This window comes from Candidatus Regiella endosymbiont of Tuberolachnus salignus (assembly GCF_964020115.1).
GTDB classification, from domain to species: Bacteria; Pseudomonadota; Gammaproteobacteria; order Enterobacterales; family Enterobacteriaceae; genus Regiella; species Regiella insecticola.
Window position 1 is genome coordinate 787,762 of the sequence record NZ_OZ026542.1, and the last position, 25,672, is coordinate 813,433.

At 46.1% G+C, this 25,672-nt stretch carries 22 protein-coding genes and 5 pseudogenes; 15 read left to right on the forward strand and 12 right to left on the reverse strand.

Annotation, left to right across the window (positions count from 1 at the left end; genetic code table 11):
- The 8 genes from trbB to istB all read left to right on the forward strand — a co-directional run bounded on the left by trbB (nt 1) and on the right by istB (nt 7,988).
- Nucleotides 1-516, forward strand: coding sequence for a type-F conjugative transfer system pilin assembly thiol-disulfide isomerase TrbB (gene trbB / locus AACL30_RS04010; RefSeq protein ID WP_422389570.1), 516 nt, complete (start codon nt 1-3; stop codon nt 514-516).
- Nucleotides 516-1,883, forward strand: coding sequence for a conjugal transfer pilus assembly protein TraH (traH, locus tag AACL30_RS04015; protein ID WP_339057805.1), 1,368 nt, complete (start codon nt 516-518; stop codon nt 1,881-1,883). Before trbB ends, traH begins: the two co-directional genes overlap by 1 nt.
- 1 nt (nt 1,884) lies before the next feature.
- Nucleotides 1,885-4,737, forward strand: coding sequence for a conjugal transfer mating-pair stabilization protein TraG (gene traG / locus AACL30_RS04020; protein WP_339057806.1), 2,853 nt, complete (start codon nt 1,885-1,887; stop codon nt 4,735-4,737).
- Nucleotides 4,734-4,904 (forward strand): hypothetical protein, encoded by a 171-nt coding sequence (locus tag AACL30_RS04025; protein ID WP_339057807.1) that lies wholly within the window; start codon nt 4,734-4,736, stop codon nt 4,902-4,904. Before traG ends, AACL30_RS04025 begins: the two co-directional genes overlap by 4 nt.
- A 100-nt stretch (nt 4,905-5,004) precedes the next feature.
- Complete coding sequence (locus AACL30_RS04030; RefSeq protein ID WP_339057808.1) at nt 5,005-5,445, forward strand: hypothetical protein; 441 nt, start codon at nt 5,005-5,007, stop codon at nt 5,443-5,445.
- Nucleotides 5,370-5,924, forward strand: a complete 555-nt coding sequence (locus AACL30_RS04035; RefSeq protein WP_339057809.1) for a Fic family protein — start codon at nt 5,370-5,372, stop codon at nt 5,922-5,924. Before AACL30_RS04030 ends, AACL30_RS04035 begins: the two co-directional genes overlap by 76 nt.
- Before the next feature lie 91 nt (nt 5,925-6,015).
- Nucleotides 6,016-7,194, forward strand: a complete 1,179-nt coding sequence (gene istA / locus AACL30_RS04040; RefSeq protein WP_339056344.1) for an IS21 family transposase — start codon at nt 6,016-6,018, stop codon at nt 7,192-7,194.
- Nucleotides 7,191-7,988, forward strand: coding sequence for an IS21-like element helper ATPase IstB (istB, locus tag AACL30_RS04045; protein ID WP_339058365.1), 798 nt, complete (start codon nt 7,191-7,193; stop codon nt 7,986-7,988). Before istA ends, istB begins: the two co-directional genes overlap by 4 nt.
- A 39-nt stretch (nt 7,989-8,027) precedes the next feature.
- Here istB and AACL30_RS04050 read toward each other — a convergent pair whose 3' ends face one another.
- From AACL30_RS04050 to AACL30_RS04070, 5 genes and pseudogenes are all read right to left on the reverse strand, one after another.
- On the reverse strand, nt 8,028-8,720 hold the full coding sequence (locus AACL30_RS04050; protein ID WP_339057810.1) for a transposase: 693 nt from the start codon (nt 8,718-8,720) through the stop codon (nt 8,028-8,030).
- Nucleotides 8,720-9,536: pseudogene (locus AACL30_RS04055) on the reverse strand (IS110 family transposase); the annotation flags it as partial. The pseudogene AACL30_RS04055 and the gene AACL30_RS04050, both read right to left, overlap by 1 nt.
- A 149-nt stretch (nt 9,537-9,685) precedes the next feature.
- Nucleotides 9,686-11,021: pseudogene (gene ybaL, locus AACL30_RS04060) on the reverse strand (YbaL family putative K(+) efflux transporter); the annotation flags it as partial.
- Nucleotides 11,022-11,121: 100 nt separating this feature from the next.
- Nucleotides 11,122-11,950: pseudogene (locus AACL30_RS04065) on the reverse strand (integrase core domain-containing protein).
- Nucleotides 11,951-12,184: 234 nt separating this feature from the next.
- A complete protein-coding gene (locus tag AACL30_RS04070) occupies nt 12,185-13,114 on the reverse strand; it encodes an Rpn family recombination-promoting nuclease/putative transposase (RefSeq protein WP_176488051.1) in 930 nt (309 codons plus the stop codon).
- A 153-nt stretch (nt 13,115-13,267) separates the two neighbouring features.
- Here AACL30_RS04070 and AACL30_RS04075 point away from each other — a divergent pair, with 153 nt between their 5' ends.
- On the forward strand, nt 13,268-14,287 hold the full coding sequence (locus AACL30_RS04075; protein WP_339057811.1) for an IS110 family transposase: 1,020 nt from the start codon (nt 13,268-13,270) through the stop codon (nt 14,285-14,287).
- A gap of 409 nt (nt 14,288-14,696) precedes the next feature.
- Here AACL30_RS04075 and AACL30_RS04080 read toward each other — a convergent pair.
- Both AACL30_RS04080 and AACL30_RS04085 read right to left on the reverse strand, forming a co-directional pair.
- A pseudogene (locus AACL30_RS04080) lies at nt 14,697-15,017 on the reverse strand (H-NS family nucleoid-associated regulatory protein); the annotation flags it as partial.
- A 365-nt stretch (nt 15,018-15,382) separates the two neighbouring features.
- On the reverse strand, nt 15,383-16,045 hold the full coding sequence (locus AACL30_RS04085; protein ID WP_339057812.1) for a hypothetical protein: 663 nt from the start codon (nt 16,043-16,045) through the stop codon (nt 15,383-15,385).
- 156 nt (nt 16,046-16,201) lie between these two features.
- Here AACL30_RS04085 and AACL30_RS04090 point away from each other — a divergent pair, with 156 nt between their 5' ends.
- A complete protein-coding gene (locus tag AACL30_RS04090; protein ID WP_176603449.1) occupies nt 16,202-16,357 on the forward strand; it encodes a hypothetical protein in 156 nt (51 codons plus the stop codon).
- Here the strand turns inward: AACL30_RS04090 and AACL30_RS04095 are convergent.
- The 5 genes and pseudogenes from AACL30_RS04095 to AACL30_RS04110 form a co-directional block, all read right to left on the reverse strand.
- Nucleotides 16,350-16,628, reverse strand: a pseudogene (locus AACL30_RS04095) (integrase core domain-containing protein); the annotation flags it as partial. The gene AACL30_RS04090 and the pseudogene AACL30_RS04095 sit on opposite strands and share 8 nt — an antisense overlap.
- 348 nt (nt 16,629-16,976) lie before the next feature.
- The gene (ltrA, locus tag AACL30_RS04100; RefSeq protein WP_339057671.1) at nt 16,977-18,281 is read right to left on the reverse strand and encodes a group II intron reverse transcriptase/maturase; all 1,305 of its coding nucleotides are present in this window, start codon (nt 18,279-18,281) and stop codon (nt 16,977-16,979) included.
- 577 nt (nt 18,282-18,858) lie between these two features.
- Nucleotides 18,859-20,163 (reverse strand): group II intron reverse transcriptase/maturase, encoded by a 1,305-nt coding sequence (gene ltrA / locus AACL30_RS04105; protein WP_339057671.1) that lies wholly within the window; start codon nt 20,161-20,163, stop codon nt 18,859-18,861.
- 577 nt (nt 20,164-20,740) lie between these two features.
- A complete protein-coding gene (locus tag AACL30_RS16370; RefSeq protein WP_422389591.1) occupies nt 20,741-20,965 on the reverse strand; it encodes a group II intron maturase-specific domain-containing protein in 225 nt (74 codons plus the stop codon).
- 12 nt (nt 20,966-20,977) lie between these two features.
- Nucleotides 20,978-21,853 (reverse strand): IS982 family transposase, encoded by an 876-nt coding sequence (locus tag AACL30_RS04110; RefSeq protein ID WP_339057813.1) that lies wholly within the window; start codon nt 21,851-21,853, stop codon nt 20,978-20,980.
- 752 nt (nt 21,854-22,605) lie between these two features.
- On the opposite strand from AACL30_RS04110, the gene AACL30_RS04115 reads away from it, so the two are divergent.
- The 5 genes from AACL30_RS04115 (at nt 22,606) to AACL30_RS04130 (ending at nt 24,736) form a co-directional block, all read left to right on the forward strand.
- Nucleotides 22,606-22,779 (forward strand): transposase, encoded by a 174-nt coding sequence (locus AACL30_RS04115; RefSeq protein ID WP_339057814.1) that lies wholly within the window; start codon nt 22,606-22,608, stop codon nt 22,777-22,779.
- Between the two features lie 11 nt (nt 22,780-22,790).
- Entirely contained in the window at nt 22,791-22,913 is a 123-nt protein-coding gene (locus AACL30_RS04120; protein WP_339057048.1) for a hypothetical protein, read from the forward strand.
- A gap of 11 nt (nt 22,914-22,924) precedes the next feature.
- Nucleotides 22,925-23,776, forward strand: coding sequence for an IS3 family transposase (locus AACL30_RS04125; protein ID WP_339058386.1), 852 nt, complete (start codon nt 22,925-22,927; stop codon nt 23,774-23,776).
- Between the two features lie 235 nt (nt 23,777-24,011).
- Nucleotides 24,012-24,314, forward strand: a complete 303-nt coding sequence (locus AACL30_RS16375) for a type II toxin-antitoxin system HigB family toxin (protein WP_407078949.1) — start codon at nt 24,012-24,014, stop codon at nt 24,312-24,314.
- Complete coding sequence (locus AACL30_RS04130) at nt 24,311-24,736, forward strand: helix-turn-helix domain-containing protein (RefSeq protein ID WP_339057815.1); 426 nt, start codon at nt 24,311-24,313, stop codon at nt 24,734-24,736. Before AACL30_RS16375 ends, AACL30_RS04130 begins: the two co-directional genes overlap by 4 nt.
- Nucleotides 24,737-25,672 lie beyond the last annotated feature (936 nt).

Sequence of the window (25,672 nt, forward strand, 5' to 3'; positions counted from 1 at the left end):
ATGCTAATGAAATGTTTCTTGATGCTGGCTTTGTTGTTAACCGGCGGGGTTCATGCGTCGACGTGGGATGACATTGCAGCGCTGGATGCGCTAAAAATGCAGGCGGCTCGAGAGAAAGATAAACCTGTGGTAGCCCGTTGGTTCCGTTTATCGAACGGTCGCCAGGTTAACCTGAATCACTGGAAGCTGGTGCTATTTATGCAGTCAGCTTGCGTGTATTGCCAGCATTTTGATCCGATGCTTCGACAGTTTTCAGCCGAATCCGGCTTATCTGTTTTTCCGTACAGTTTAGATGGACAAGGTGATGCGGCTTATCCCCATGCTTTGCCCGTCCCGCCCGCGGTGATGGCTGAATTTTTTCAACAGGGCATGCCGATTGCGACACCCACCACCTTTTTAGTGAACGTGAATACGATGGAAACCTTTCCTTTAATGCAAGGGGCGGTAGATAGGCCAGGGCTGGTTGCCCGTCTGGATGACGTTTTTCAGATGGCGTTAAATAAAGGCATGAAATAATGAAATCATTAAAACAGGTATTGATAGGGCTAACCTTATGGGTTGTGGCTACCCGCTGTGCCGTGCACGCGGATGTTAATGGTGACTTGAATGCGTTTTTTGACCAACTGGGCTTTGCCAGCAACACCTCGATGCCGCAAGTATGGCAAGGACAGGCGGCGGGTTATGCTAGCGGCGGTTCTCTTTACATGCGCACTGCCGTTAAACAGGTGCAAATGGTTTCTATTACTGTGCCTGCGCTCAACGCCGGATGCGGGGGCATCGATGCGTATCTTGGCGCGTTTTCCCATATCAATGGGGAACAGTTACAACGCTTTGTCAAACAAATCATGGGTAATGCGGCCGGTTACTTTTTTGATCTGGCGTTGCAAACCACGGTGCCAGAAATGAAGCAGGCCAAGGACTTTTTGCAGAAACTCGCCTCAGAGGTGAACAATACTAATATGTCCAGTTGTCAGGCGGCGCAAGGGATTGTCGGTGGACTATGGCCACGCACGGCGGTATCACAACAAAAGGTTTGCCAAGACATCGCGGGTGAGAGCCATCTTTTTGCTGACTGGGCGGCTTCGCGTCAAGGTTGCACACTGGGCGGCAGTTATAACCGCGTGACCGATAAAGCGGGTGCTTCGATGAAAGATCAGGTATTGAAAAATAAAAATCTGATGTGGCAGTCGTTAAGTAAAAACCGCCTGTTCGACAATAACAAAGAATTGAAAGAATTTGCCATGAGCTTGACGGGTACGCTGGTTTTCGACAGTCAGGGGAAAATAAAAACGCTGGTGCCGTTAACCACCAACGAAGATATTATCAAAGCGATGATGAATGGCGGTAGCGCAAAAATTTATACTTGCGACACCCTCGATGCCTGCTTAAACCCTACCTTAACCCCTGTCTCGATCAGCCCACACCAGGCGATGAATGGGCAGGTTAAAAAGCTGTTAAGTAGCATTCAGAATAAAGCCATCACCGATACCCCACTGACGCCACAGGAAAAAGGTTTCATTGCTTCCACCGCCGTACCCGTACTGAAATACCTGGTTGATCCGCAATCCCTGGGCGTTGCCAATGCGTTGTTGTATCAGCTTTCAGACTACATCGGTTATGACATTTTGATGCAGTACATGCAGGAGTTGATACAACAGGCACGGGTGATGTTGGGAAGCAATCACTACCCCGCGCCGGCGGTAGAGCAACTGCAAGCCAGCTTACACCAGGCCAGCCAGAATATGGCGCGGCTCCAATCTCGGGTACAGATCCAGCAGGATGCCTTGATGGTGGTTGATCGTCAAATGAGTTATATGCGTCAGCAGGTTTCTAGCCGTTTACTTAATCGTTACCAGAGTAACTACCGGTTCGGAGGCCACTAACATGAATGTCATTTATACCCTCACCGGGGGTGCCTGGTTTCGTGATTCTCTCAATGCGATAGCCGCGTTTACCACATCAAGTAACTGGCAAGCCCTGCTGAGTATGGCGACGATTTTATCGGTTGTAGTGGCAGCAATGGCTTACATTAAAGGGCACGATATGATGACGCTGCTCAAATGGGCAGGCATTTATACGCTGGTGTCGGGTGTGCTGATTGCTATCAGACTACCGGTACAGATTATCGATAGCTCGCACCCGATGACGGTCTATCAGGTCGATAATGTGCCGGTCGGATTGGTGTTGCCTGCCTCATTGATCACAACAGTGGGTCATGCTTTGGTTGAAGGGTACGAAACGGTGTTCCATCAACCGGATGCGTTGACCTACAGTAAAACCGGCATGTTGTTTGGTGCTGATCTGATGGGGAAAAGTACTGACTTTATGTCAACCCACCCGCAAATTTCAGGATTGTTCTCAGATTATGTGCAAAATTGTGTGGTCGGTGACATGTTGTTGAACCACAAATACAGCCTGGATGATTTAATGAACAGTGAAGATCCCTACCGTTTGATTTTCAGTAGACCGAGCCCTTTGCGCGGCCTATTTGATGACAATGGTCAATTCCAAACGTGCCAATGGGCGGCGGCACAGCTACAAAATGCCTTGGGGCGAGATACTACCCCCGGTGGGAAAACCTGGAATTATTATGTACGCCAGATCCTGGGAGGGCGTCCGAACGCCACCGTTTTATTCGGTGAATTAATGGGAGACAGCTACCGTTATTTCTATGGTAACAGCCAAAGCGCCAGTGTGATGATGAAACGTAATGTTACCTTAAGTGCGTTGCGTAAAGGGATTGTCGGTTATGCGGCTCGCAGTGGTGATGCGGCCAGTTTGGTGAACCTCGCTACCGAATCCTCTTATGCAAAAATGCGTATGTCACAAGCAACGGGAGCCAACATTGCCATGCGGCAGTTGCCCATTATGCAAACGGTGCTGACGGGGGTACTGATGGGTTTATTCCCGATTATCATTGTGTTGGCATTAATTAGCTTATTATCGTTGGAGGTGCTTAAAGGATACGTGTTTACCCTGGCGTACTTACAAAGTTGGCCGCTGTTATTTGCCATTATGAATAACGCGATGAATTTTTATCTAAAAACCCGTACTACAGGGACACCTGTTACGCTTTCAAACCTCTCGCTGGTTCAACAACAGTATTCCGATATTGGCACCACCGCCGGTTGGTTGGCGCTGTCTATCCCGTTCCTGGCTTACGGTATTGTTAAAGGATTGGGGAGTGCGGTTTCTCAGGCGGGGAGTTATTTGGGCTCGGCGATGCAAAGTGCAGCAACCCAATCATCCTCTCAGGCCGTGGATGGCACCTGGTCACTGAACAACCTGCAAACAGACAATGTACAAGGGCACAAATGGGATACCAACAGCGCCTTTTCGCAGGGTCAGATGACCTCCCAGGTAGGCAGTGGGGCATTGGTGACGCAAACGGGGAGTGGACAGAGGGTGTACAACACCACTCCCGCCCTATCCAAGCTGCCGATGGACATTCACTTTGGCCGCACAGAAAGCAGCACGGCACAACGGTTAGCGCGAGAAAGCCAGATCCAGGCTGAAAGCGCGTTGGCGGGATTTAATCACACCAGTAACAGCGCTTATAGCCAAGCTAAACAATTTTCACAGCAAACGGGGAATAGCGCGACGGTAACGCGGGGCATTGACAGTGCTCAAGGGACATCAGAAACTCAAGCCGTTAATCAGATGCTGTCAGCAGCCAAGCGCTATGCAGAGAAAAATAATATTAGCGAATCTCAAGCCTTTACTGAGTTAAATAATATGTCCCGCAGGGCTGAGCTTTCAGGCAGTGCTATGGGACGTGTCGATATCAATTCAGACAGGCATATTTTTGGAAAAGTGGCGGGGTTGGCGACAGGGGTTGCTGCTGGAGTTGAATTTCGTGGCGGCGTAAGCGGTACCGCGAGCAATGCATCTACCCGTAGTACTGATGAAAAAGCAACACGCTCACAAGATTATTCGATTGACCAGTCCAGCCAGGAAGCCAATGATTTTCGTCAGGGCAGGGAGACGCTCAAAAGTTTCCGTACCTCACAATCAGGGAGTCATGCAGATAATACGGCAAACGCTCAGATTGAACAGTTAGGTACCACCTTGAGTGTCGCGGATAGCCAGTATCAACAATATACCACCGGCCTTAATCGCAACCACGAGTACAGCCAAATGGCCTCAGCAGCACAGACAACCCGCGCTCAAACTCACAGCAATTATACGCAGGAATTTGTGAATTATGTTCAGTCACACAGTCCTGCGCGCGCTGAGGCTATACTAACGGATACCGCCAGCCCCACGGTTAGAGCAGAGCGGGAGGCGCTTGCGGGTCAATTTATGGAAGATAAGTTACGTGCCCGCGTCGACGGTCACTTTAACAACAGTCGCGCACAGTTGAGGGACGGGATGTCTGATGTGAGTAACCCCGCTGCATCGGTTGGAGAAAATGCCCATCAGCAAGGGAATGCAGCCATTCAATCACGGATTGACGCTGCCGGTATTCGCGCTGATAACACCCATAGCGTCGACGCGATGATGCGCGAGGGAAAGCAGCATATTGCCCATGCTGACAGGGAGATTAATAGTGCTAAGGGGGGTATAAACAGTGATCAAAAAGACCGTGGTTCAACTCACCGGCAGGCAGAACAAAAATTCGATAAAGAGTATGACAATGCGACTGAAGATCAACGTTTACCTTGGGTAGCAAGCCAGGATGCGCTAACTCAGCGGGCACTGGAAATACAGAAAAAAATAAAGGGGGGTAGGCAATGATCATAAACAGGTTGTTTCAGTCAAATCTTTCTTGGCAAGTCATGTTGATGCTGATGCCTTCGCTTTATTTTGTCGTGTGGCTATCAATGCGATCTACGAAGCAACAAAATATACTCTGTCCGCAAGAACAGCTCATGCAGCTTGGCGTAGAGTCTTCCGGCAGCTGAGGCATGACATCAAAATAATACGGGTCAATTATGTGGCGCGATTATAAAAATGGCGCCATAATCGCGCCACTGATATCCTTAAATCGCGCCAAAGGTAACTATGTCATCCATCTCTGATCTTTTGCAAAATATTCAGTTATCTACCGGGCTAACGCTGGCTGAAGTACTGGCTCGCCATCCTGATATCAGACGCCGCACCGCCCAACGCTGGCTTGCTAAAATGACTGAAGCCGGACAAATTATTGCCATTGGTGAGGGACGTGCACGACGCTATTTTCCGATAAAATCAGCCGATGCAGTTAACACGGATGATATCTTTCCTCAGCATATTCCGCTTTTTGCAGACAGTATAGATATTCTTGCTTATGTTGATCGTCCCATCACCATACGCACACCAGTAGGCTATCAGCGCGATTTTCTAGAAAGCTACCAACCCAATAAAACACGCTATCTGTCTGAGCCATTGTGTCGCCAATTAAAAAAATGGGGGATACCGGACAAGCTCAACTCCCTGCTGGAACTTATGGTCGTGAGATCCTGAACCGCTTATTGATCGATTTGTCGTGGGCATCGAGTCATCTGGAAGGAAATACCTATTCCCGTTTGGATACCCGACAATTGATCGAACAGGGCATGGTTTCTCAAGGTAAAGCGGCCATTGAAACGCAGATGATCCTGAATCACAAAGCAGCTATAGAGTTGTTAGTCGATAATGCAGCGACTATCCGCTTTAACCGTTATACCTTGCTCAATTTACACAGTACGTTGTCGGAAAATTTGCTGCCAAACCCTGCTGACGAAGGCCGGTTACGTCAACATGCTGTTGATATTGGCAAGAGTGTTTACCGCCCCCTTTCTGTACCCGCAAAAATCAGCGAGATACTTGACAAAGTGCTGAATAAGGCAAATCAGATCAGCGATCCGTTTGAACAATCATTCTTTGTTATGGTTCATCTGCCTTATCTCCAACCTTTTGCAGATGTGAATAAACACACCTCACGTCTGTTGTGTCAGCGCTAATGATAAAAGACCGTAAATTGCTAATTTAATTTGTCCACTCAAGCCAGAATGCAGTTTCCTTTGTGGTGACAAAGCCATGAGGGAAATAAGCATGCTAAGAAGAGAGGACCACTACATGATAAAACAACGCCATCAACAGGGGGCATTTATTGTTGATATTGCCCATCAGATAGGGTGTTCAGAAAAAACGGTGAGACGGCACATTAGCTATCCTGCGCCGCCAACAGCAAAACGCGGTAAAAAACAGGTTGCTAAACTCGAGCCCTTTAAAGACTACATCGATTCAAGGTTGAGTGAACAGGTTTGGAATGCGGCGGTTATTTTTGAGGAAATCCGTGAAAAAGGCTACCGGGGTGGGAGTGCGATGCTCCGACGTTATATACATCCCAAACGTCCGCTCAGGGCCTCGAAAAACACGGTACGCTTTGAAACCCTCCCCGGTTATCAACTTCAACACGATTGGGGAGAAATCATCGTTGAGGTGGCAGGCTCTGCCTGTACGGTTAATTTTGCCGTTAATACGCTCGGTTTTTCGCGTCGCTTTCATGTCTTTGCTGCCCCTAAGCAAGATGCTGAGCACACGTATGAATCGCTGGTTCGCAGCTTCAATTACTTCGGTGGCAGCGTAAAAAATGTCTTGGTAGATAACCAAAAAGCCGCTGTTATCAAACATGGACAAAATGGCCACATCGAGTTCAATGCGGGCTTCCTGCAACTGGCTAATCACTATGGGTTTAGCCCTCGCGCCTGTAAGCCTTATCGACCGCAAACGAAAGGCAAAACCGAACGGATGGTGGGCTATGTTAAACACAATTTTTTCACTCGCTACCGTCAGTTTGAGAGTTTCGCTCATGTTAATCAACTGCTAGCGATGTGGCTGGCGAAAGTGGCAGACCAGCGTCATCTTCGTCAATTCAAGCAGACACCGGAAAATCGTTTTGCTGAGGAAAAAATAGCCTTGATGCCACTCCCTGCGACTGATTTCGATACCAGCTACTTCGACCTACGACAAGTGGCATGGGACAGCTATATCGATGTCAGAGGTAATCGCTATAGCGTGCCTTCATTCTGGTGTGGTCGTGCGGTTAATATTCGTATCGGTTTAGATAATACGCTACGTATTTACGGCGATGAGCAACTGCTCGCGACGCATCTCTTGCAGGAGGTAACGCAGGGCTGGCAAAAGGTGCCAGAACATCATCAAGCCCTTTGGCAACAGGTCAATCGAGTAGCGTCTCGTTCGCTCAGTGTGTATGAGGAGCTACTCTGATGGAAATGGAAAACTTGTTGATACGGTTAAAAATGGATTACCTGGGCGATGCGTTGGAGAGTTTATGTGAAGAAGCCACCAAGAAAGCACTGAACTACCGTGAATTTCTCCAGCAGGCATTAGCCCAGGAATGGAACGGGCGTCACCAAAAAGGCTTGGAATCGCGGTTAAAACAAGCACGTTTGCCGTGGATAAAAACCTTGGAGCAATTTGACTTTACTTTCCAACCAAGTATAGACAGGAAAATTATCCGCGAGCTGGCGGGGCTGAGGTTTGTCGAACATCATGAAAACGTCATTTTGTTAGGCCCACCTGGGGTAGGGAAAACGCATTTGGCGATAGCGCTGGCTGTCAAGGCAGCTACAGCTGGGCATCGGGTATTGTTTATGCCTCTGGATAGACTCTGCTGTACCTTAATGAAGGCAAAGCAAGAAAACCGTCTGGAACGCCAACTTCAGCAACTGTGCTATGCCAGGGTATTAATACTGGATGAAATCGGGTATTTACCGATGAATCGCGAAGAAGCTAGCCTATTTTTCAGGTTACTGAGCCGTCGTTATGAAAAGGCGAGCATCATTCTCACATCAAATAAAAGTTTTACTGATTGGGGGGACGTATTCGGTGATCACATTTTAGCAACTGCGATTTTAGACAGGCTTTTACATCATTCAACCACATTGAATATTAAAGGAGAAAGCTATCGACTCAAAAATAAACGCAAAGCAGGCATGTTGCCTATAAAAACGACTGATATTATCCAGGCGCCTGGAATAGAAACCCAACAGGAAAATTAGCAAAAACTGGACATTTTAAAGTAGCAAAAAGTGGTCAATCTAAAGTAGCGTTGACAACGCCAATTGGAGCAATTTTCGCATTGCTGCACAGACACCGACTTTTCCCCCTTTATTCCGTTTTACCAATCGTTCCCATTGAGATTTTATTATTGGATTGTGAGTGATTGAGGTAAGGGCAGGCATGTATAGCGCTTTTCTGAGTTCTGTACACCCGACTTTTGAGAGGCGGCTTCGCCCTTTAAATAGGCCAGATTCGCAAAGTTTTGGATTTAGTCCTGCATAGGCTACCACCTGCTTACTGCTAGTGAATTTTGATATGTCACCAACAAACGCCAGTAAAGTAGCACTTAATATTTCACCAATCCCGGGGATACTTTCCAATAACTGTTTGTTCTTTTTTAGCTCAGACGTCTCATTGATATGATTTTTAATCTTCTGTTTTATCTTGATTATTTGTTTTTCTAATGCGCTAATACTTTCTGTCAGAGAAGGTTTGACTATTTCATCAGCAACCATTTTTCGATTACATTCCATCCGTTTCATTTCTTCTAAATGATTCAGACGGCGCACTAGAGCCGTAAGCTGGCGTTCACTCAACGGAGCAGGGAACCAAAGTTTTGGCGTATGGAGCGCACAATAACGCGATATCATCTTTGCATCCCCTTGGTTCGTTTTATTCCGATTCTTGCCAGCAACGCCGCGGCGCGGGCACCATGGATAAATAGCATTCACAGATAGGTATCCCCGCGTTTGCTTATCCCCAGTAACCGGATTCCCCCCGTTCCAGTCTGTTTCGGTACCAGGCCTACATAGGCTGCGAACTCACGTCCTGATTTAAAGGCGGAAGCCTCACCCATCGTGGCCATGGCCGCGGTAGCAAATAATCGGCTCCACGCCGGGGATTTCTAGCAACCTTTTACAGGTTTCATTCTGTTTCGCCATAGCTAACAGCTGTTTTTCAATACCCTCGATCTGAGCATCCAGGTCACCTGGTCGCTGGTGTTGTTCTTCCAGCATAGTGATAAGGTATGGAGTCAGTCGTGCCTTCAGGTGCTCCAGCGCCCATGGCAGAGATTTATCCAGTGAAGCCCGACCCTTACTTATTGTTTCGCCGAATTCCAGCAACATGCCATGCAGAGCATTAATCTGGGCGGTTCTAAATTTTACTAATTGGCGGCGTATTCTGTGCAGTGCCAGTACTGCCTGCTGTTCTTCGGTTTTTACTGCAATTGCCTCGCCGGGTTGTTGCACTGCGAGCCATATAGCACGGGCATCCATCACATCATTCTTGTTACCTATCAGAAAGACTTTTACAAAACGAGCCTGAAGCAGGCGAACTTTATGCCCCTGCTTTTCCAGTTCATGGGCTCAGTGCTGAGAACCACCACACGCTTCCATCCCTATCAGGCAGGGCGCCCGGTTACTGAAAAACGCTAAAAAGGCCTGGCGACGGAGCGGCTTGTCAACTACCTCACCATTGTGCTCGTCGATAAAGTGGAGCTGAATCACATGTTTTGCGATATCTACGCCAACCGGTGTATATTTCATTTTGTGGATCCTCCAGTTTCTGAGAGCACTGTGCATCCCGTATGGGCACAATGATGCCGAAAATCTGTGAGGAGCCGCACCTCACTTTTCAGTCTCGAACCCTTGGTTAAGTGGTTGGGATGCGTTCATATAAACGCCCTGGGAACAGTCACTATTAGCGATATCCCTTCAGCATTGAGCCTTGTCCCCAGCAAACTGCCCACGCGGCCATAACCCACTAATACAGCCTGGTTGCATAAGTTAAGGGAAATCTGTTTTTTTTTCTTCAACGGTCTCTTCTAAAATTTGGTCTTTCGTTGTTTCCGTATTACGCAAATAGCGCTCAAATAGACTAAAGAGTAGTGGATTGAGCATAATGGAAAGGATCGAACTGGCCAGTACCAGATTTCGACCATATTCAGACAATAAACCGAGAGAGCCCCCTAATCCTGCTAAAATAAATGCGAACTCACCAATTTGCGCTAAACTCGCCGAAATCGTTAGGGCTGTGCGTTTTGAGTGACCAAATAAACGAACAAGTATAAATGCTACAATTGATTTTCCAAATACGATAATACTCAACGCAGCAATAATCGCTAAGGGTTCACGCACTAAGATTACCGGGTCAAGTAGCATGCCAACCGAGACAAAAAATAATACGGCGAAGGCATCACGTAGCGGTAAGGTATCCTGCGCGGCTCGGTGGCTAAGTTCAGATTCATTCAATACCATACCAGCAAAGAAGGCACCCAACGCGAAGGAGACATCAAACAGGCCTACTGCGCCATAGGCAATGCCTAGCGCAAGCACCAACACAGCCAGTGTGAACAGTTCACGTGAGCCGGTGCACGCAGTTTTAACCAAGATCCAAGGAACCAGGCGGCGGCCAACAACAATCATTAATGTGATGAAAGCGATGACCTTACCGATGGTAATAGCCAATTCGGTAAGCAATTGCTGGGTACTGCTATTTTCGTTCCCTAAGACACCGGAAAAAGCGGGCAGTAGTACTAACGTTAGCACCATAACCAAATCTTCTACGATTAACCAACCAATAGCTATTTGCCCACGTTGGCTATCAATCAGTTGCCGTTCTTCCAAAGCGCGTAATAAGACTACTGTGCTGGCCGTCGATAAACATAAGCCGAATACCAGCCCGGTCACATGATCCCACCCTAATAAATGCGACAGACCGATCCCCAACAGGGTAGCGACAATAATTTGAGCGATGGCGCCGGGAATGGCGATAGATTTTACTGCCAGGAGATCGTTAAGAGAAAAATGGAGCCCAACGCCAAACATTAACAAAATCACACCAATATCTGCCAGTTCTGGCGCTAACGAGAGATCAGCAATGAAACCTGGCGTGAAAGGTCCAACCAAGACCCCTGCGGTAAGGTACCCTACCAGGGGTGAAATGCGCAGGCGATGAGCCAGTGTTCCTAAGAAAAAGGCGACCACCAGGCCGCCAACTATCGTGGTGATTAATGGGGTTGAGTTGTGCATCCAGATTCCTCTGACTTGTCATGACCAGGTACCGAAAGTGTCTCCAGCTAGATAGGTCACATAAGCTTTGATATGAAGTGAAGTTGTCAGGTTGTATGATTCATAGACATCGTTTCACTTTTTGAAGAGCAAGATCGAGCTTGTAATTTTGCTCCTGAATGCGTTCCTGTTCTGGACAGTAATTAGCAATAACCTCGTCTGAGAACGGAGTCTGATCAGAGAGTTCAAAATAGCGCTCCATCGGCGTTTTTCCGTTATGGGCGCTATGAGAACGTTGTCAGTTATAATAATGCTGCCATTCTGCTAACAGGTCATCCAAGTTGCTGGCTGTAAGATCCACCGTGGCGTAGAACTCTGCTTTGTCTGTTTTTTGGGAACGCTCAACTTTGCCATTAAAGGTGCGGGGATGCCGGTTTGTTCGGACGGAATTTAATCCCATATTCTTTTAGTTTTTCCTGTGCTTTAATGGCAAAAAATTCTCTTCCCCTATCAGTTTGAATACGTTGTATTGGGAAAGGCATTTCCTCTACAACGCAATCTATAAAATCCAGCGTGTTTGCCGCAGTACGACGGTGATAAAGCCTTAAAACTCTGTAACGAGTACAGTCATCAATGGCCGTGTACTAGTATAAACCAGAACCGATTTCGCAGGTACCCACCTGGAACCCCATCACCTGGAACAGGACGTTCATCGCGAATGAAGTCCGCTTTACGTCGAAATTTCACGACAGGTTTAACTTGATTTGTAGTAGCTCAAACTTAACCCACCCTCCCCCGCTCCTGGTATCTACGCCACCATTTGCGTAATGTGGTGGGGCGCGAAATTCCGCAACGACGGCATAGTAGCATTTATACTTGTCTACCCCCGCATCACCTAATGTCTCATAGTGTTCTATCCACTGCAGTCGTTGCGGAATTTCTCTGTTCATAACGATTATTATAGTGAAACGATGTCCATGAATCACACAGATAATGTCGTGATTTGATCACCGCGCCATTGTTCGACCCTACCTGTGAGAGGGATGAGGCGTTAACGCCTCACCCTACTCGATATGTGAATATTACACTGTCTGTACTTGTAAAAAAGTTAACCCAGCTTCCGCTAATAAGCGACTTTTATTGGCTTGCCCATGTCAATGGGTCATGCCGTCTCAGCTCCCTGCTTAGGCCAAGCTGTCAAGTTCTTCGTCAGACAGTCCAGTGCATCTTTTAATGACAGCCCGATCTAGTCCGTCACCGAGAAGCTGTCTGGCAATTTCAAATTTAGTTTCCTTGCTTCCCTGTTGTATGCCCTGTTGCATACCTTGTTGTATGCCCTGTTGCATACCTTGTTGTATGCCCTGTTGTATACCTTTTTCAGTTGCGTCGTCTATTTTTTGTGCAAGTATGGCTGCTTCATCACGAACTCGCTTAAGCTCTCGTTCGTAATTCATCAGCTCAGATTCTGTCCAATAAAAACGGTCTAATTGCTCATAGGCATCTTCTATGATAGTGTCTTTGCCGATCACGTGTTTAAGGCATTCAGGTCCTGTCTCCGCCGCATATTTGAAAAAGTAACACCACTTTTCTGTTATTGATTCAAGATCTTTCGGGTTGCTCTTCTTAAACTTAGGTAATTCTATAAACGTGAAGGAAAAATCTTTTAAATCATGCTCACCACTGTCACGATCAAGAATAATGTGATCGGATTTATACTGAGTCTTCTCCGGAAACAAGGTACAATCTGCAATAGCAATAAAGATAATCTCTTTCAGGTTCTGATATTCGTCACCCCTGTTTGCCTGTTGAGAGTAGGCTTTCGCCGCATAATATTGCGCCCGTTTTTCAAATCCTTTCGTCTTGGCAACCTGCATTTCGATAATGTAGCGTACCCCCTCATCATCTTGGCAGAGTACATCAACGATGCTTTGCTTTTTAGCGGCGATATCGGGGTCTTGTATCGTACTTAAAAAAGTAACAGAGGTTATCTGTTTGCTACCGGAAAACCCTAAAATATCATTTAAGAAATGCATAAGAATATCTTTGTTCTTTTCGGTGCCGAAAATTTTTCGGAAGGCTACATCATTCTTGGGGTCAAGGTATTTGGATAACATAGTTAAATTTCTCCTAAAGTGCACCCGCGTTCTATCATATTGAAGATGATTGGGCTTAGCGAATGAAAGGGACTTCCCCTAAATTAAGGTTACTGTCCGCACTTTTGTGCCATTATGGGGAAGATAACCAAAATTCGAATATAGGGGAAGACTATGATTATTACAACCGTTGGGATAGACCTTGCTAAAAATGTCTTTGCTGTTCATGGTGTTGATAAAAATGGTATTCCTGTTCTCGTTAAGCCTAAAGTGCCTCGAACCGCATTGCCAGAGCTAATTGCTAATTTACCTCCTTGCACGATCGGCATGGAGGCCTGTTCCGGCGCACATTACTGGGCAAGATTATTCACGCGGTATGGTCATAACGTCCGACTCATGGCGCCTAAATTTGTTTCTCCTTATCGCTTAGCAGGTAAAGCCGGGAAGAATGATGCGGCGGATGCGCTGGCGATTTGTGAAGCGGTTCGTCGGCCACATATGCGTTTTGTTCCTGTTAAAGATGAAGAACAACAGTCAATGCAATGCTTGCACCGTACCCGACAGGGATTTATTGAAGAGCGGACTGCATCTTATAACCGTCTTCGTGGATTAGTCTCTGAATTTGGTTTCATTGCACCACAACGTACGGAATCGTTACGCCGCCTGGTTGCAGAGCACAGGGAAAACCTACCAGGATGGGTCCGGCAGTGCATCGATACTCTGCTAGAACATATTGATGCCATCGAGTTGAAAATTGCTGAGTATGATCGCATCCTGGCAACAATCGCTAAGCAGGATAGCCGCAGCCAAAATCTGATGAAACTCAAAGGGGTGGGTCCAACAACGGCGAGTGCGCTGGTTGCTAGTATTGGCACTGCTCATGATTTTAAAAATGGGCGTCAGTTGGCAGCTTGGCTCGGTTTAACACCGTCACAGTACAGTAGTGGGGGAAAATCCAGACTGGGAAAAATCACCAAAGCGGGTGATGCCTACTTACGCACCTTGCTTGTCCAAGGAGCACGTTCTGTCATGATTGGTGTGGAGAAGAAACAAGATCCTTTCAGTCAGTGGGTGAGTTCGCTGATCAACCGCCGAGGTTACTGGCGTACTGCTGTGGCAATCGCAGCCAAAAATGCCCGTTTATGTTGGGCGTCCCTGTTTTATGGTGATGACTTCAGGTTCTACAATAAGTAATTTAATTGACGCAGTAAAAATATCTTATCTGAACTGTCAGCGTTGATGTAAAAGGGTTAGACCCCCGTGAGGCATTTCTGTAAAAGTACTGGATATTATTATCCGTTTAGCGAACGAGAATCTCACGAGCGTCTTTCATCAGGGTCCGAATCGATAATGATTCATCATGGCCGTTTATAGTACCGCAGTCTTATCCCTTTAACTTCAGTGATAGATAGCCAGACAGAATAAAAAACCGGTGTTGACTAATCGGGGAAGCCCTTATAGTACGTTTTCGTTCCATTGGACAGTGAATCCCTGCTTTGCCTTCTCTTTACTTGCTCTGAGGGCAGAGTATTCAGAAAATTTTCTTATTCTTGCTTTTTTAGCCATCGAATACCAGTCTATGCCGGATCCTTCTCTTTTTTGTTCAATCAATTCTTGCGGAAATCAAAAACGCATCAAGGCTGCGTCCGGCTTTCAGGGCTTCTTCAATAAGCTTTGGCTGGCGCCCTTGCCCTGTCTATGTTTTTGTTTCACCATTCTCGACAAATTCGTATTTGGCGGGAGCTGCTAGTTTTTTTCTGCGCTTCTTGTTGATTGTTACCGCTGAGCCTAACAGATCTTCAGCGGTGAAACCTTCTTTTTCGATAAGCTGCAAAAGCTTCTGGCGTTTTTCCTCTCGCGCCGCACGTTCTGCCGCTTCTTTTTCTGCATCGGCGCGGCTCTCTTCAATCACTGCGCCCAGCTTTAGTAGCACGATAGAGCCACCGACCCAACGCGATCAGCACCTGGAAATGATCCAGAACAAGGGGCGACTCGCCTGGCAAACAGCCCTAAACTACGGTCAACGAGTCTTGGTTGAGACCATGATGGGGTGTTACAAACACTGATTGAACCTCGTCTTCGGGCTCGCGGATTGGCTGCACAGAAGACGGAAGCATCGATAGGTGTTGCCGTTCTTAATCGGCTTTTGGCCGCAGCAAGCACTCATTCCGCCTGTAAGGAAGTGACAGAGTCATAACCCCTTGGGGGAAGTAACAACCTTCACACCTCTATGCACCAACGCCCCCTTTATCAACAAATTCGAGTCACGACCTACATTTTCTATCAGTTTTAGGCATCACAGCCAAGAACGTTAAGCACATGGGAAAAGACTCGCTCATCACGGATCAAAGCGTTATGCCCCAAATTTTCATCATGAATGACGATGTTGTTTGCTCCAGTCAACTTGGTACTAGATATTGAAACAACTTTGTCTGAAGAATTACTAGAACTAGAACTAGAACTAGAACTAGAACTACTCCCTAACATATCAAAAAATGATGGATCATCTCCGGTTGAGCTAATTGTTGTGTATTTTGTTGGCTCGGGGGTTTCTGTTCCTTCGTTGAGCTTTCTTATTACATAGGAACTCGATTGCATATCGGCGCCTCCTTGGTCGGAAGTGAATAAGTTATTAATCGTTAAACCGATCCCTCTTATGCGATCTAAACCGTGGTTGGAGCCAGCTATAGATATCCAATTACGTACCTTTGTTGAACCTCCCCCAAATTTGATAAACCACCTTGTTGGCAAGCTACCAAACGAATGAGCTACAATATCGACTTTGCTCGCTCCCGTTTCGTTCAACACACTATTGATATAATTATCGAAAAGCGGGCTAAGCTGTTCATTGATAGATTTATGAGTATCATTACGATAATCCCAGGCAAATAAATGAGAATTTTGGTACCCAGCTTGATAGAGCTCCAGACACCAGGGTCTGCACCACCCCATGTACGAAAACAACAGGAATTGAATTACAATTATAAGCCATCTTAGACCTCCGCAAGAAAATAAATTAAAATAAAGTCAGTGTATAAATAAAGATTAGATTTTTTCATCTGACAAACCTATCAGATGTGGGCTGCATAACATCAGATAATAAGGGTATTGGGTGAGCTTCTTGATGGTAATATGCATGCCGCAGGCAATCGAAATGAATCTCCGTTGTTGCGTAAAGCATTACTGTCAACGCTACTTTTTTTTATCTTAGCACTGACATTACCGATATTATCAGGCATTGCACAGGGTGTAGTGGTCAAGTAAAATTGGCCAGTATCTTGTGTTTCTCCCAGTACAGCCGCTCGGATTCATTTGGGGTTAATCCGCCGTTGTATTGATGAGGGCGAGTTTGACTGTAGTAGCCGATGAGATAATCAATAAGATCTCGTTTTGCTTCTTGCCCAGTTGGATAGCCTGCTTTGGGTACCCATTCGGTTTTGAGGCTTCTGAATAGGCGCTCTATAGGAGCGTTGTCCCAACAATTCCCTTTGCGGCTTAGACTTTGGGTCATACGGTAGGGTCGAACAATGGCGCGGTGATCAAATCACGATATTATCTTGATTGCTCCCGTTTCCATCGCCCGCCTCGTCAGTAGGGTCGAACAATGGCGCGGTGATCAAATCACGACTTATCTTGATTGCTCCCGTTTCCATCGCCCGCCTCGTCAGTAGGGTCGAACAATGGCGCGGTGATCAAATCACGACTTATCTTGATTGCTCCCGTTTCCATCGCCCGCCTCGTCAGTAGGGTCGAACAATGGCGCGGTGATCAAATCACGACTTATCTTGATTGCTCCCGTTTCCATCGCCCGCCTCGTCAAACGCAGCATGCGGTTTTCCCGCACTACGCTTACCTGACAACTTCATACCAAAGCTTATGTGACCTATCTGGCTGGCGACACTTTCGGTACTGGGTAATATCTAATCTTATAGTCTGAATATAAACCTAATTTTTGATAAAACCCTTCCCTACTCCATCTCCCCCAGCCGAAGCCTTGCCGTCGACGTGCCTTCATTAAATGACGTCTCGCTTTCTTTTCTACCCAATCTTTAACGTAGGTAAAACATCGACTTGAATTACCGATCCTATAATAATTCACCCAGCCTCTGAGTATCGGATTGATGAGATAAATGACCCGATCAATCGGTTGAGACTGATGGCCTCTGAACACCGCTTTTAATTTCTGTAAAAGCCGTGTTCTCGCGTCCATCTTCGGTGTTTTCATGATTCCCCATTTCCCTTGCTTTGTTTTCGTTCTTCTAAAAACAAACCCTAGAAAACTGAAGGATTCATCTTGCTTCAGATCAACTTGTCGTGTCTTTTCTAAATTAAGTGTTACTCCCAACTTCATGAGTTCTTCTTTCAGTCGTTTGTAGACACCCGCTGCCAGCCAATCCCATTTTCTATAGCTGTCGATCATTATGATAAGATCATCAGCCCATCTCGCGTATGCAATATGCTGATATCCATCCGTACCCGTTACCCCCTTTGCTCGTTCAAGCATCTTATCTACCTCATTGAGATAGATATTGCTCAGTAATGGCGACAACGGACCGCCTTGAGGTACCCCACATTTCCCACCTGCTTTCAGTATCAGCTTGAGTAGCCGCATGACTTCTTTGTCATTCACGCGCGTTGCTATTTTGCTTAACAAAATATCGTGGCGCACGGTGTCAAAATACGATTTGAGATCGACATCGATGACTCGCGTCATATTCTTGATAGCTGCTACTGTTACCTGTTCTACTGCTTCAGCAGCCGTTCGCTTGGGGCGATAACCAAAAGAGCCCGGCTGGAAATCTGCCTCGAATATCGCTTCTAGAATGAGTTTGACTGCACCTTGCACTACGCGGTCTCGAATAGTGGGAATACTTAACATCCTGGATTGCCCTCCAGCTTTCGGTATCGCCCGTTTCCGATTCCTCAGTGGGTAGTAGGTCTTGGAGAGTAAATCCTTCCTGATGGATTCAAGAAAGTTGTCTACCCCTGCGGACTCAATTTCTTCAAAGGTCACCCCATCTACTCCTGGTGCCCCCTTGTTTTGTTTCGCCAGCTTATAGGAGGTACGCAACGTTTCCATCTTACCAACATGAACATAGATACCCCAAAATCGCCAAGATTTATCAGCCTTCGCTTTGATGTATATCTTCCTTCTCAGGTCTTGCAAATTAATGGTTGTTTTTATCATGACAACCCTTGCCTCCCTTGTTGTTAGAAGCATTATTGTCAGTAGGGTGCCTTTGCTCCACAAGCGTTACCTTGCTTCATCACTACTACACACCCCTCCGCCACCCTCTCGTCTTCGATTCACTTCCCGGTTCACCGGTTATAGAATCTACCTTGCTCCAGTGGCTTTCTCACTGGGACGAGGAGGGCTTCTCCAGTTGCTTCGTACATCCTTGATATCATGCCGTCACTACCACCCCGCCGAAGTTGCTCAGTGTTTCAGTCGATTTCGCTCAGCAATGCTGCTTTCGCCCCCTACGTTGCGGGCTCAGCCTTCGAGGTTACGCACTTTCGGGGCCACCTCTGTGTTCATTTGTATTACGGCCTGATATCTCGCACTTACCCTAACGGTAAGGTTGTCGGTAGGCTTCAACATCTTGGTTTCCCGCCATGCTGCTACCCAAGCTACAGGGCGCCGACTTTTACCCTGGCAGGTCTATCTCCTGCTGAATGTACCAGCCTTTGCTGGACGCACAACGCAGCATGCGGTTTTCCCGCACTACGCTTACCTGACAACTTCATACCAAAGCTTATGTGACCTATCTGGCTGGCGACACTTTCGGTACTGGGTAATATCTAATCTTATAGTCTGAATATAAACCTAATTTTTGATAAAACCCTTCCCTACTCCATCTCCCCCAGCCGAAGCCTTGCCGTCGACGTGCCTTCATTAAATGACGTCTCGCTTTCTTTTCTACCCAATCTTTAACGTAGGTAAAACATCGACTTGAATTACCGATCCTATAATAATTCACCCAGCCTCTGAGTATCGGATTGATGAGATAAATGACCCGATCAATCGGTTGAGACTGATGGCCTCTGAACACCGCTTTTAATTTCTGTAAAAGCCGTGTTCTCGCGTCCATCTTCGGTGTTTTCATGATTCCCCATTTCCCTTGCTTTGTTTTCGTTCTTCTAAAAACAAACCCTAGAAAACTGAAGGATTCATCTTGCTTCAGATCAACTTGTCGTGTCTTTTCTAAATTAAGTGTTACTCCCAACTTCATGAGTTCTTCTTTCAGTCGTTTGTAGACACCCGCTGCCAGCCAATCCCATTTTCTATAGCTGTCGATCATTATGATAAGATCATCAGCCCATCTCGCGTATGCAATATGCTGATATCCATCCGTACCCGTTACCCCCTTTGCTCGTTCAAGCATCTTATCTACCTCATTGAGATAGATATTGCTCAGTAATGGCGACAACGGACCGCCTTGAGGTACCCCACATTTCCCACCTGCTTTCAGTATCAGCTTGAGTAGCCGCATGACTTCTTTGTCATTCACGCGCGTTGCTATTTTGCTTAACAAAATATCGTGGCGCACGGTGTCAAAATACGATTTGAGATCGACATCGATGACTCGCGTCATATTCTTGATAGCTGCTACTGTTACCTGTTCTACTGCTTCAGCAGCCGTTCGCTTGGGGCGATAACCAAAAGAGCCCGGCTGGAAATCTGCCTCGAATATCGCTTCTAGAATGAGTTTGACTGCACCTTGCACTACGCGGTCTCGAATAGTGGGAATACTTAACATCCTGGATTGCCCTCCAGCTTTCGGTATCGCCCGTTTCCGATTCCTCAGTGGGTAGTAGGTCTTGGAGAGTAAATCCTTCCTGATGGATTCAAGAAAGTTGTCTACCCCTGCGGACTCAATTTCTTCAAAGGTCACCCCATCTACTCCTGGTGCCCCCTTGTTTTGTTTCGCCAGCTTATAGGAGGTACGCAACGTTTCCATCTTACCAACATGAACATAGATACCCCAAAATCGCCAAGATTTATCAGCCTTCGCTTTGATGTATATCTTCCTTCTCAGGTCTTGCAAATTAATGGTTGTTTTTATCATGACAACCCTTGCCTCCCTTGTTGTTAGAAGCATTATTGTCAGTAGGGTGCCTTTGCTCCACAAGCGTTACCTTGCTTCATCACTACTACACACCCCTCCGCCACCCTCTCGTCTTCGATTCACTTCCCGGTTCACCGGTTATAGAATCTACCTTGCTCCAGTGGCTTTCTCACTGGGACGAGGAGGGCTTCTCCAGTTGCTTCGTACATCCTTGATATCATGCCGTCACTACCACCCCGCCGAAGTTGCTCAGTGTTTCAGTCGATTTCGCTCAGCAATGCTGCTTTCGCCCCCTACGTTGCGGGCTCAGCCTTCGAGGTTACGCACTTTCGGGGCCACCTCTGTGTTCATTTGTATTACGGCCTGATATCTCGCACTTACCCTAACGGTAAGGTTGTCGGTAGGCTTCAACATCTTGGTTTCCCGCCATGCTGCTACCCAAGCTACAGGGCGCCGACTTTTACCCTGGCAGGTCTATCTCCTGCTGAATGTACCAGCCTTTGCTGGACGCACAACGCAGCATGCGGTTTTCCCGCACTACGCTTACCTGACAACTTCATACCAAAGCTTATGTGACCTATCTAGCTGGCGACACTTTCTGTACCGGGTAATATCTAATCTTATAGTCTGAATATAAACCTAATTTTTGATAAAACCCTTCCCTACTCCATCTCCCCCAGCCGAAGCCTTGCCGTCGACGCGCCTTCATTAAATGACGTCTCGCTTTCTTTTCTACCCAATCTTTAACGTAGGTAAAACATCGACTTGAGTTACCGATCCTATAATAACCTGAGTTCGGGATAAGCCGACTATTTTATAATGTGACGATATTTGAAGAATGCAGAGCTAATTTTGGTTTGGATGGAGTGAGGCAGTAAGCGACGATGCCGCCGAGTAAATTGACGATAAAATTCTGTGGTGAGCGGTGACGAGTATGCTCTATTTGGCACATATTCTTGAGTTGATCAAAAACAGTTTCAATCAATGAACGTTTACGCAAAATGGCATTATCAAACTCAGAGTGCTCGACGGGCTTCATGTTGCGACGAACTCGAGTGATCAAGGTAACCCCTTTTTCTTTCAGCTGCTGTAACAACGTTTTAGAAATATATCCTTTGTCTGCGTAAAGCGGGCCAAAAAGCCCTGTGACCAAGTCAGGAACGGGTTTTCTATCGTCACCATTACCACGGGTTAGACGAATACTGAGTAGTTCACCCCGATGATTGATAACGGCATGTAATTTAAAACCAAAAAACCAGCCAGTCGAGCTTTTCCCCCGTTCTGCCAAGTCTTGAAAAACGCGATGACGCTTGATACGTAGGTTATCGCAAACGGCAAGCGGTGTGGAGTCGACAATAGAGAGCCCTGAGCAGTCACCCTTAACCGTTTCAAAGAAGGCATAAAGCGCCATTGCACAGCGGGAAAGGAGCTCAATACAGCGTGAATAAGAGGGAAGCGTCGGAAACTCACCCCTAAGATGCTGACATACATGATGTAAATAAAATGATTTGAACTGGCGATAACGAATCTGATGAAATAATACCACTAGCGTCATCAGCTCCGCCAAAGAAAGAGAGGTGGCACGGATACGCTGCTTGGCGCCATCTGTTAAAAGCTGGGCATTCAATATGGGCTCAAATTTTTTACAAAAATCGTCCATTAAGCAATAAAGTTCGGTAATATCGTTCATGAGTGTCTCGCTATTTCGTGATTAATAATGTCCGCAAACATGATTATCTTGAAATACGAGGCACTTATCTATTCTTGTTCAAAAAGTTAGAGAAAATAAACGTCAATTCCTTATCCCGAATTCAGGTTAGATAGGTCACATAAGCTTTGGTATGAAGTTGTCAGGTAAGCGTAGTGCGGGAAAACCGCCTGCTGCGTTTGACGAGGCTTGCGCCTTGCAAGCGCATAGAGGACAGTAGTCTGAAATGACTACCTTGGTAAAGTCTAGCCAGCAGCCAGGAACCGAGTCTTGCGTGGTAAGTGGTAACGCTTACTGCGAAGCGTAGACAGGGAGATAACAGGCCGGAACCGAAAGTGAAGAGGATAAATAGCCCCGATATCGAACGTGCTGTGAAGTAGCCGACCCTATGCCTCGAAGGGGAAGGCAGAAATCCTACAATCGTATTGGTGAGAGTGTGGGATTGCTTCCGGGGTTCGTACCTACGGCATGTTATCGAAGGACTCTATGTGAACAAGGGAGATCCGGTAAGCTCAGGTGGGAGCCTGTAGAGCCAAACAAGCCTGAAAAGCAAGAATGGCTCGATGGTTTACCGGAAGTCGGACCGGTTGATAGTACTTGGAGATAGGGAGAGCCTATTACGTGGGGAAGCGACCGGCGGGATTTGGATTCTACTAGAGAAACATGTGTAATGGTCTAATGTTTCCGGACACTTTTGAAGAGCTGTAATAAACTGCAAATCAGAGGTGTATAAAATGAAAAGTAAAAAGAAGCCATCGACATTTACGCTGGAGTTTAAACAAGACGCAGCAAAGTTAGTCCTGGAAAAAGCGTATACGTGCAAACAAGCGTCAGAGAGTTTAGGGGTTTCATTAAGTGCGATAAAAAGCTGGGTCAAGGCTGAAAGGGGGGGGGAGTTTCCCCGGTAGGCTCTGAACAGGTGAGTCTTAGTTTGGCCGAGCGTGAAGAATTACTTCGTCTGCGCAAAGAGCGCAATAACTTGTTAATGGAGCGTGAAATATTAAAAAAAGCGGCGGTCTTCTTTGCGAAAGAAAACGGATAAGATTTCAGTTTATTCGTGAGCAAAAGAAGACCTACCCCGTGCGCTTGCTCTGTTATGTGATGAAAGTCAGTCGTAGTGCGTTTTATGAGTGGGCAGGAAAATCACATCAGGTAATCGCTTCTGCCTTGACGGCGCTGGAGCAAGAGGCGGTTAGACTATTTATAGACCATAAAAAGACGCTGGGTTCTAGAAGGTTAAAGGTAAAAATTAATGAATTAGGATTTTCAGTGGGTCGCTACAAAGTACGAAGCCTCATGAAAAAATTAGCGTTATTTGCCCGTTATCCAAAACGCCATAAGATAACAACGGACAGCGCTCATAATCATTCTATCGTACCCAACCTGTTGGCGCGGGAATTTACCGTTACTCAGAGAGAGGAGGTATGGACAACGGATATCACCTATGTTTGGACTTATGAAGGCTGGATGTATTTAGCGGTGGTGATGGACTTATACTCGCGCCAAATAATCGGTTGGGCAATGGCAGCCCACATGAAGACAGCACTGTGTGTACAAGCTCTCCAGATGGCTTACTGGCGCAGAAAACCTCCAAAAGGGTTGCTCCATCACTCAGATAGAGGCAGCCAATATACCCGCCATCAGTATCGTGCCCATTTGCAAGTGATGGGTGTGCAAGCCAGTATGAGTGGTAAAGGGCAATGTTGGGATAACGCACCAACAGAACGTTTTTTTCGGAGCTTGAAATATGAATACTTGAATTATGAAATACTTAAAACCCGTAATGATGCCAAGTTAGGGGGGCTGGATTATTTAGCCTATTACAATAGTAGAAGACCACATAGTCTACTCGCTTATTTTTCACCCATGGAATTTGAGCGTATACCTGTAATCAATTTGTCTTAAAAATGTGTCCGGTTTTACTTGACCACTACACATTTCATTGGCAGGGACTCAGGAGAAAACGGCACTGCTCAGGTATCAAGACCGTTGGCAAAGGCCACAAAGCAGTACCCACGACTAGCCACACCTCGACTCTACCCCTTTCGTCAAACGACCCCTACTGGCTTTCTTGTGTTCCCGCGTTTTTTAGGGTGGTGTTGTTATTGCGCAATATAGCAATATGCTATATTATCTTCCTATGCATATTCTTTCTAAGAAAGCGCTTGAAACCTTCTGGTTAAAGCATTCTGTCGCTAAATCGCCTTTAGAAGTTTGGTACCGGCTGGTTAGTACGTCCAGATTTGATACGTTTACTGATGTAAAAAAAACTTTTAATTCAGCTGATTACTTTTGTCCCTATACAATATTTGATGTAGGTGGAAATAATTTTCGGGTCATTACTATTATTCATTACAATCGGCAAAAACTTTATATTCGTGAAGTCTTTACTCATGCTGAATATAACCGTTGGAATAAGACACACAGGAGGAATAAATTATGAGCGCAGCCACGATTAATCCCACTGTTATTGGGTCTGCTTGGAAAGCTTTTCAAGATTTGTTACCTGTGAAACTAGGTACGATCCAGAGTAATACACAATATAAACAGGTTATCAGCTTAATGAACAGTCTGCTTGATGTTGTTGGCGACAATGAAAACCATGCACTGGCAGATTTTCTCGATCTTGTCAGTCAGCTTGTGGAGGACTATGAGAGTACTTTGCATTTGATCCCTGATGCATCCTCACATGAAGTGCTACGTTTTGTTATGGAACAAAATGGTCTGAATCAGACTGATTTAGCGGAAGAAATAGGGGGGCAGTCTGTGGTTAGCGACATCCTTAACGAGAAGAGGCGTATCAATGTGCGGCAGGCTAAATTGCTTGCGGTTCGGTTCGGTGTATCGCCTGCCGCTTTTCTGTAATTTGGTGAGCTAATCACTAGCGATTTCTATTTCTCCGTTATTGCGTACCCAATCAACATTGAATTCAGAATAAAATTCAACCATTTGATATAACGTTTTTCATTCGTTAGCGTTGATAATGGGTGTTATCCAAATAGCATTTGGTTTCAATAGCAATTTAACAAAAATTGTTAATCTAAACGAAAATAGAGTGAAATTTACTCTTTATTCATGTACAGTACATCTTCTTTTTCTGCTTAAAGTTATCGCAGGGCTGCAAAGAAGACCACTTGACACTTAAGTATGTCTTAGGCAGACAGCAAGTATTGAATATAGCGACTCGGGTAATGTGAATGACGTTTCCTACCGGAGCTAATGTACTTGTCTTATTGACGAAAGAAATCATTGTGGACTATATTCATCGTGCTAGAAAATTAGTCGTATATTAATATGATGGCTCAGGTAGGATAGCCGTAAGGCTCACCGGTTGATCAACTCGGTCTTTCAAATCTGCTTGGGTTATCACCCAAGATTGATTGTAACGATAGGGATTAAAAGAGTATTTTGCATACATCGGCTATTTTTATGGTTATAAAAATGCAGCCAGCAGTCAATATAGACCCAAGATAATTATTATCTTGGGCACGCAGATAACCGGGATGGTGAGTTTCTATCTCACCCTGCACTTTCTATTGTGGGTTTGCCCTACCACTTTTCAGTTTTAGATACCATTTTCTTTTGTGTAAACCGTTTCAGCAAATTAATTGTTGCCGAATAAAGGGGTTAATGGGTTTCTCCGGTTAGTCAATTTGGGGGATGGAGTGAGCGCATCGCTTCCCTGGTGTTGCTTTATTGTTGATAGCACATCACCCCATCCCCCAAATTGACTGTGTTGGAGATATCTTTGCACTTGACGTTGGTGATTCAAGAACGACTATCGTGGATAACCCATGCCAT